General features: G+C 67.3%; 3 protein-coding genes. 2 read left to right on the top strand and 1 reads right to left on the bottom strand.

All coding sequences use genetic code 11. The features are described 5' to 3' along the window. Positions 1–199 precede the first annotated feature (199 nt). Positions 200–1,183 (bottom strand): hypothetical protein, encoded by a 984-nt coding sequence (locus OXU32_06315; GenBank protein MDE0073578.1) that lies wholly within the window; start codon positions 1,181–1,183, stop codon positions 200–202. A gap of 371 nt (positions 1,184–1,554) precedes the next feature. Between OXU32_06315 and OXU32_06310 the strand changes: the two genes are divergently transcribed. Next, complete coding sequence (locus tag OXU32_06310; GenBank protein MDE0073577.1) at positions 1,555–4,977, top strand: leucine-rich repeat protein; 3,423 nt, start codon at positions 1,555–1,557, stop codon at positions 4,975–4,977. Between the two features lie 274 nt (positions 4,978–5,251). Then, positions 5,252–8,307, top strand: a 3,056-nt coding sequence (locus OXU32_06305) for a cadherin domain-containing protein (protein ID MDE0073576.1), incomplete at its 3' end; no start/stop codon positions are given.

The raw sequence follows: 8,307 nt of genomic DNA, 5'->3' as shown, positions 1-8,307 counted from the left end.
CCGAACCGGGCACCTGTGGCCCTGGGGTCGCTCCCCACCAAGCCCCAAGCGGCTCCCGCGCCCCGGCCGGCCGCGCGGCGAAGCCGCAAGACATTGCCGCGCCAGCGGATATGCAGGCCGGGCGGTGCGCATCACCGGAGCGCCAAAATGTGCATCGACCCCCGTTGTCTCTTGCACACCTCCGGTACGGCCCAGCACATCAGGACTCCCACCAGATTCGAGCCCCCGCCAGCCGGTCCGAACTCCATGTCTTGACGCGTTCCGTCAGCCCCCGGCCCGCACGCCTGCGCGCCCGGTTCTCAAGGGCGATGGCGTGCTTCAGGGCGGCGTTCAGGCCACCGTATTCGTCGAGCGTGCGGACATCTCCCCCGAGGATGGCCTGCTCGATGCGGGCGAGATCGCGCCGGGTCTCCTCGTCGATTTCGGACGGGCGCGGATACCGCGACCAGTTGGCCAGCACCCGGCTCGTCCTCCCGTACTCCTTCCATCTCCGGACGACCGCCACCACCTCGATCTTGAGGCCGAGGTCCCAGAGCCCCTTCCAGAGATCGCCGTGCTTCGCGCCCCACGAGCGGATCGCCGTCGCGGTCTCGTAACCCGGTTCGGCGTAGACGAAGACGGCGCGCTCCGTGTCCAGCGCGATGGGCAGCCCGAGCGGGAAGAAGCGCCGGAGACCCCCGAGCGCGCCCCGGTAGACCCGTTGGGGAAGAAGCCCCCGCTCGATCCCGAGCGCCTCGAAGGCGGCCACCCGGTCGGCTTCGGTGGGAAGCCACGGCAGGCGGGGATGTTCGAGCACGTAGTCGAGCCCGAGCAGGCGCCGCATCGTCACCTCCGGCGACGTGATCCTCCGGCGGCGGCGGTCCCCCAAGCCGAGCGCCTTGTAGATCGGGCGACCGTGGATACGGCAGATCCGCCCGATGCCCTTGATGCCGGGCGGCTTCTCCTCGATGGCCACGCCCTGGGCGACAAGCTTGCGAACGGCGCGGCCCACCTTTTCATGGTGGCACTCGAGGAAGCTCGTCCACTGCACGCGGGTGAACACGCCGCCGTGACAGCAGACGAGCGCGATCCACTCGGCGCGCCGTCCCGTCCAGCCGAAAGGCTCCAGCGCCTCAGCGCGTTCCTTCAGGTGGGCGACCCCTTCGCTCGCGACGGGGCTGAAATGCCGATCCGGTGTACCCATGCCCGAAACGGTGACCAACCTTGCGCGGACAAGTCAACCTGTCGGTAGCGGCTCGGATTCGCATGCTGTCCGACGTTGTCCGTTACGGTTCGCGGGACGTTCCCCGTCGCCGCCAGCGGCACGGCCAGTGCCCCGGCAAGGTCGGAGCAGCGTTCCGTATGGGGTGTCGGTGGTCGGGAACATCGGAGCACGCGGCCCGTTTGCCAGACGTGCCGGAAGTCGGGCATCTTTGACCACGGAGAATGGTGATCGAGGCCCGACTTGGAAGGACTATGCGAACGAGAATCCGCGCAACGGACGCGAGCGGAGATCCGTCGGATCCCTTCTCCCTTCCGTCTGCATTGAACCGAGCCCGGGAGCTACCGCTGGCTTTGCCGGTTGTCGCCTCGGCGCTGTTCCTCGCGGCGCTGGAGGCGTGCGATCCGGGTGGGGTGGCCGAGCCGGAGGCGTCGCTCGAAATCGTGCCGGACTCCGTAACCCTGACGCATATCGGACAACAGTTCGCGTTCACGGTTCGAGGACGAGGCGGGACGGGGTTGGGCCAAGTGCGTTGGAGCAGCCGGGACACGACCGTGTTCGTGGTGGACGGGAACGGCTCCGCGACGGCGCGTGGCAACGGCGTGGCGTACGTGCAGGCTTCGGACCTGAAATCGGCGGACCAGGCGTTGGTGCAGGTGCGTCAAGCCGCGGATGCTCTGGAACCGTTCGGGGAGGGACAGCAGGCGGCCCGTGGACTGTCTCCCCCCGATCCGGTCGGGGTGCGGGTGCTTGACGCCGGTGGCGCGCCGGTATCCGGGGTGGCCGTGCGGTTCGAGGCTGGCGTGGGCGGTGGCAGGGTCGAGCCCGGTGTCGTGCACAGCGACAGCGCGGGGCTGGCTGCGGCCCAGTGGACGCTGGGGCCGGAGCCGGGAAGGCAGACGCTGGCGGTATCGGCGGAGGGCGTGGCCGAGATCGAGATCGCGGCGACGGCGCTGGAGCCGGACGAGGCGGTGGCCTCATTCGAGGTGCAGTTGGGAGAAGGTCGGTGGGCATGGAGCGGACGGGCGTTGGCTGAGCCTATCGTGGTGGCGGCCTTGGACGAGGGCGGGCGACCCGTGCCCGGTGCAACCGTGCGGTTCGAGCCGGAGGCCGGGAGCGGTCGCGTGGATCCCGAGACGGTTGCGACGGATAGCGTGGGGGTGGCTTCGACCAATTGGACCCTTGGGGCAACCCACGGACTCCAAACGCTTTCCGTCTCCACGGGCGGCGTCACCGTGGAGGTCAACGCGACCGCTCGGGACCCCGATGGGGCCGTCGCCTCGATCGAAACACACTCCGGAGAACAACAGTGGGCTCTGGCGGGGCACGCATTGCCGGACCCAGTCTCGGTGCGCGTGGTGGACGAGGGTGGGGAGCCGGTCTGGGGCGCGACTGTGACATTTGAGGCGGAGGCAGGGAGCGGGGGGGCACATCCGGGAACAGCCACGACGGACAGCCTCGGGCTGGCGACGACCGTTTGGACGCTGGGGCAAACCCTTGGCGTGCAACGGCTGGGGGTGACGGCGGGCGGCGCGGCGATGACGTTCGAGGCGACGGCAGTATCGGACGAGGGCGTGTGCAACCGGACCCCGGTCGTGAGCGCCGAGATCGCCAGAAGGGCTCGCGTCGGGAGCTGCGCCGAGGTGACGGAGGAAATGCTCGGACGTATTACCAGCCTCGACTTGGGAGGCAAGGGGATCACGCGGCTTCGGAGCGGCGATTTCGAAGGGCTTGTCGCGATGAGAAGCCTGTTTCTGAATGTAAACCGATTGCAGGAGTTGCCCCCGGATCTCTTACAAGGTCTCCCGTCGCTATCGAAGCTGTGGTTGGGATTCAACCCGCTTGGTGAGCTTCCGCCGGACATCTTCGCGGGTCTGACCAACCTTGCCGAACTGGTACTCAGCACGGCTGGCCTCGCGACGCTGCCGCCGGGGGTGTTTGACGACCTTGCGGGCCTGGAACGGCTGTATCTGGATGACAACTCGTTCGAGTCGCTGCCGCCGGATGCCTTCGCGTCGATGTCGGAACTCAAGGTGCTGTACCTGAGCGAGAATGAGCTGAGGGAGTTGCCGCCAGAACTCCTCAAGCCGACGACGCAGCTGGAGCTACTCTTCGCCGGGAGAAACCGTTTGACTCGCGTGCCGGAGGGGGTGTTCGCGGGGTTGTCAAAGCTGAGGACTCTGGACTTGACAACCAATTGGATCGAGGATCTGTCGCCGGGTGCTTTCGAGGGGCTGTCGAGCTTGGAGGGGATCAGGCTGGAGACCAACCGTCTGTATTCGCTGCCGCCGCGTCTTTTCGCAGGTCTGTCGAGCCTGAGGTATGTGCGCCTGTTCGGCAACCCCGGCATACCGTTCCCGGTGCACGCGCACTTGGTGCGAGCCGACACATCCGACTTGCTCGCGCCCGGACCGGCGCGCGTCGAACTCCGAGTGCCTGGAGGCGCACCGTTTGCGTTCCGTGTCCCCTTGTCCGTGCAGCGAGGCAGCGCTTCCAGCGGCTTTCTGGCCGTGGAGGTGGGCGATACGGTCGGCCGCGCGGTGGAAGTGACGCCGACGGGCGCGGAGGCGGTGTACCTGAGCCTCGGTGCGCCCCCGACCCCTCCCGAGGGATTCAATGAGTTTCGCGTGGTGGCGGGCGATCCGATCGCGCTGTTCGCCGAGGCGGGCAACCGGACGCCGGTGATCCGGTCGGTGGTCCCGGCGCACCGATTGCAGGCGTCAGGACCGACAGCCAGACTGGCGCTCGCCGAGTACTTCGGCGACCCGGACGGCGACTCGCTCGTCTACGAGGCAAAATCCGGCGACCCGCGCGTGGCCGGAGTGAGGATAGACGGCGGGACGCTGTGGCTGGAGCCGGGAGCGGTCGACACGACGGAGGTCGAGGTGACGGCGACCGATCCGGAAGGGCTGCGTGCCGTACAGCGGTTCCGGACGTGGGTGGTTCCGGCGCCGGACCCCGGCGCTTTCAACATCGAACTGATCTTCGGTCCCGGCTTCACGGAGGAGGCGAAGGAGGAGATCCGGCGGGCGGCGGAGCGCTGGACGGAAGTGGTGGTCGGGGACTTGCCGGACGTGCCGGTGGACGGCGAGGGACCGGAGTACTGCACCAACCGCGCCCCGACGCCGCGCTTGACGGGCGTCGTTGACGACTTGCTGATCTACATGCACATGAGGCCAGGGGATGGGCGTTCGATCGGATTGGCGACCGAGTGCAGTCGGCGCGAGGAGTCCGGGCTGGCCATCATTGGGGCGAACTGGTTCTCGGGCGTCTTCCACTCGCCCCCCCACAACTACACCTTCCATGGGACGGCGATGCACGAGATCGGGCATGTCCTGGGGATCGGCGACTGGGAAATCAAGGACTGGCACAACGACCCACATTTCCCCGGTCCGCTCGCCGTGGCGGCGTTCGATGCCGCGGGAGGCAAAGGCTATGCCGGGGCCAAGGTCCCGGTCGAGGACCAAGCCACGTTGGGCGGCAGCGGCAAGTGGATTCACTGGCGGCGGCGGGTCATGCCGGACGATGTGATGTCGCTCGGTTCCGGAGAGCTGGTGACCGCGATCACGGTCCAGGCGCTGGCGGATCTGGGCCACGAGGTCGACGTGAGCAAGGCGGATCCGTACACGCTGCCCACGCAGGCCCAAGGCGATGTCGGTGGCGGTAGCGTAGACGCCGGGGGCGTGGAGTTGGAAGTGACCGTCGACGACGTCATCCGGGTTCCGGTGGAGGTCGTGGACAGGGACGGCAAGGTGGTGAGGGTCATCCGGCCCTGAGTTCGTAGCGCTGTTCCTGCGGGGCTCCTGGGACAGTCGACGCTCCTGCCCGTGGCCCCCGAGTCCTCCCGCGCCCCTTGCATGTTCGGGATTCGCTGATACCCTTTGTGTCGCCATTTCCGGGCCGTGTCGGGCCACACCCCCTTTCCCCCGCCCTCCTGTTCAAGGACCCCTTTGCGCAATGACCACCCTCTTTTCGTTACTGCCAACCCATCCCAACACTCAAAAACCTCGTCCCCGGTCGGATGCGGAGCCTCGGTCTTCGCGCCTCGGGATGGCGCGAAAACTCTACGCGGCGGCGGTCTGCGGCCTGATGCTGGCCGCCGCCTCGCCGAGCGGCGTGCATGGACTTTCCGATTCCTCGTCGCCGTTGTCCGACACGCTCCGGGTGACGCTCTCCGCGCCCGCGGGCGGCACGGTGGCCGAGGGCGCGACCGGCCACTTCGAGGTGTCGGTGGCGGGAAGCACCGCCGCCGGGGCCGTCAAGGTCCAGTACTCGGTCTCGGGCACGGCCGTGGCCGGCGAGGACTACACGGCGCTGTCGGGCGAGGCGACGGTGGCACAGGGCGAGGGCGTCGCGCGGATCGCGCTCGAAGCGCTCAAGGACGACATCCTGGACAAAGGCGAGACCGTGGTGCTCGCGCTCACCGGCGCGACGGGTCCCGGCACGGTACTCGTGGACCAGACGGCGGCCACCGCGACCATCGCGGACAACGGGACAGTGGAGATCTCGCTCGCGGCGGTGCCGGACACCATCGGCGAAGGGTCCTCGTGGCGTTCGACGATGACCATGTCGACGCCCGTTGCGGACCGGGTCTCGGTTCGCTGGTGGACGACCGACGGGACGGCCGTGGCGGGGCGGGACTACGTGGCGGCCGACGAGGTCGTCTCCTTCCAGCCGGGCGAGACGTCGAAGCCGATCAGCGTGCAGACGCTGGAGGACGACGACGCCGAGGCCGTCGAGGTCTTCTACGTGACGCTGGGCCTGCCCTACTCCTCGGCTCGGACCGAGACCGAGGAGGCCATCCACGTCGACCCGAAGCCGCAGTCCGCGTTCATCCAATGCAGCGTGGCGTTTCCGCCCAACGTGAAGACCATGTTCCGGCTCAACGAGCCAGTGCCCGCCGGGACGGTGATAGGCACGGTGGCTGCCGACACGCACAGCCTCGCGGTCTACTCGCTGAGCGGAGGAGGGAACAGGTTCAAGATCAACGAACTGACCGCCGAGGTCTCGACGACGGCCATCCTGTACGGAGGCAGCTATCACCCGACGGTCAGCGTGCTCGACGACTGCGGGGATAGCGCGAGCGTCAACTTGACCATCGTGGTGAACAGTGAGCCGGAAATCGAGAGCGCGATTCCGGATGCGACGGTCAACAAGGGAGAGAGCGGGTCGGTAGATGCGTCGAAGCATTTCAGCGATCCCGACAACGACAAGCTGAGCTACACCGCCACCTCGTCGAAGCCGAACGTGGTGGGGGTCAGCGTTTCCGGCAGCACCGTCACGTATACCGGCAAGGCGGTGGGAAGCGCGACGGTGAGCGTGACGGCTGAGGATCCGGATAGCCTCTCGGCGAGTCAGAGCTTCGAGGTCACGGTGCCGGATGAGGCGCCCGTGTTCAATCCGCCGAGCTACTCGGTGGAATTGCTGAACACAGCATCGATGGGAACCGAAGTTGTCACCGTGAGCGCCAAGGATCCCGAAGGCAAGGCGGTCACGTATTCGCTGTCGGGGTTGGGATCGGACAAGTTCGCGATCGACGAGGACAGCGGTGAGATCACGGTGTCCGGTACGCTGACCGTGGGTGAGTACCAACTGACGGCGATGGCCAAGGACCCCGCAGGTAACAAGGGGTCGGCCCCGGTGACCGTCGAGGTCGACCCAGACGATCCGCCGGTGTTCGATCCGCTGAGCTATTCGGTGTCCATTAAGGTCGACGCAACGAGCGTGGTCACCGTAAGCGCGAAGGATCCGGAGGGGGAGGCGGTAAAGTACTCACTGTCGGGGTCGGACAAGTTCGTGATCGATGAGGACAGCGGCGAGATCACGGTGGCTGGTACGCTGAGCGTGACGACGTACAATCTGACCGCGACAGCCACCGACCCGCCGGGCAACGCGGGTACCGCGCCGGTGACGGTGAAAGTCGTGAACAACCCTCCAGATGTTACGGCGACCGCGTCTCCGAATCCGGTCGAGGAAGGGGGGACGGTGCACCTGAAGGGCACGGCGGTCGATCCGGAAGGCGATGACATGCAGTACCTCTGGACGCAGGTGTCGGGCAGACCGAACGTGACGATCAAGAGTGCCACCACGCTCAGCGCGAGCTTCACGGCACCCTCGGTACCGAACGACACGGATCTGACGTTCCGGCTTATGGCGACCGACGAGCGCGGGGCGACCGGTAGCGCCGACACGACGGTCACGGTGGAGCCGCCTCCCAACGAGCCACCGGATACGGTCGGGACGATTCCGGACGACACGATCGAAGTGGGGGAGAGCGGCTCGGTGGACGCGTCGGGGTACTTCAGCGATCCGGACGGAGACCCGCTGACGTACACAGTCAAGTCGTCGAATGCGAACAGGGTGAGTGTCAGCGTCCAAGGCAGTGAGGTCACGTACACCGGGGAATCGGTCGGGAGCGCGACGGTCACGATCACGGCTGACGATGGCCGCGGCGGCACGGCGGAGCAGAAGTTCCGGGTGACAGTAGAACCCGCAAACCGGCCACCGGCGCCGAAGGACGCGATCCCGGATCAGCAGGTTCAATTGGGCACCACGGGCCGTGTGGATGTTTCGGACTACTTCAGCGACCCGGACAAGGACCCGCTGACTTACGAGGCGTCAACGGCGGCCAGTGCCGTGGCCAGGGTCTCGGTGGAAGGCAGCACGGTACGATTTAGAGGGCTGCGGCTGGGCGACGCCACGGTCAAGGTCACGGCGAGAGACAGCGGGGGGCTGACAGCGACCCAGCGATTTGACGTGGAGGTGTACCCCGCTACGCAGCCGGAATGCGCGATCACATCGGTCGGGGACAGCACCTTCACGGTGAGAGAGAACGCGACCACGGTGGGGACGGTGCGTGTGAGGGCGAGCGACTGCGGTGCGCTCGACTACGTTTTGGCGGGCACCGGCGCGAGCGACGTTTCCGCCGCGGCGGTGAGCGCGAACAACGACGACGCGGCGATCACGGGGCGCTTCGACTTCGAGCGCAGGAGTTCATACGACCTGACGCTGACGGTGAGCGAACGCGGCGGTTCCGCGAGCAAGTCCGGGCGCGTGCGCATCACGGTGACGGACGTGAACGAGGCGCCGAGGAGTGTTGGCGCTAT

It is taken from the genome of Gammaproteobacteria bacterium (assembly GCA_028819075.1).
Taxonomy (GTDB): domain Bacteria; phylum Gemmatimonadota; class Gemmatimonadetes; order Longimicrobiales; family Gaopeijiaceae; genus BD2-11.
The sequence above is the reverse complement of the archived record's forward strand: the minus strand, read 5'-3'. Positions and strand labels throughout refer to the sequence as shown.

What these genes read in the sequence shown, in the direction of transcription:
- OXU32_06315 (MDE0073578.1), bottom strand. Translation starts at nt 1,183, where the DNA reads ATGGGTACACCGGATCGGCATTTCAGCCCCGTCGCGAGCGAAGGGGTC.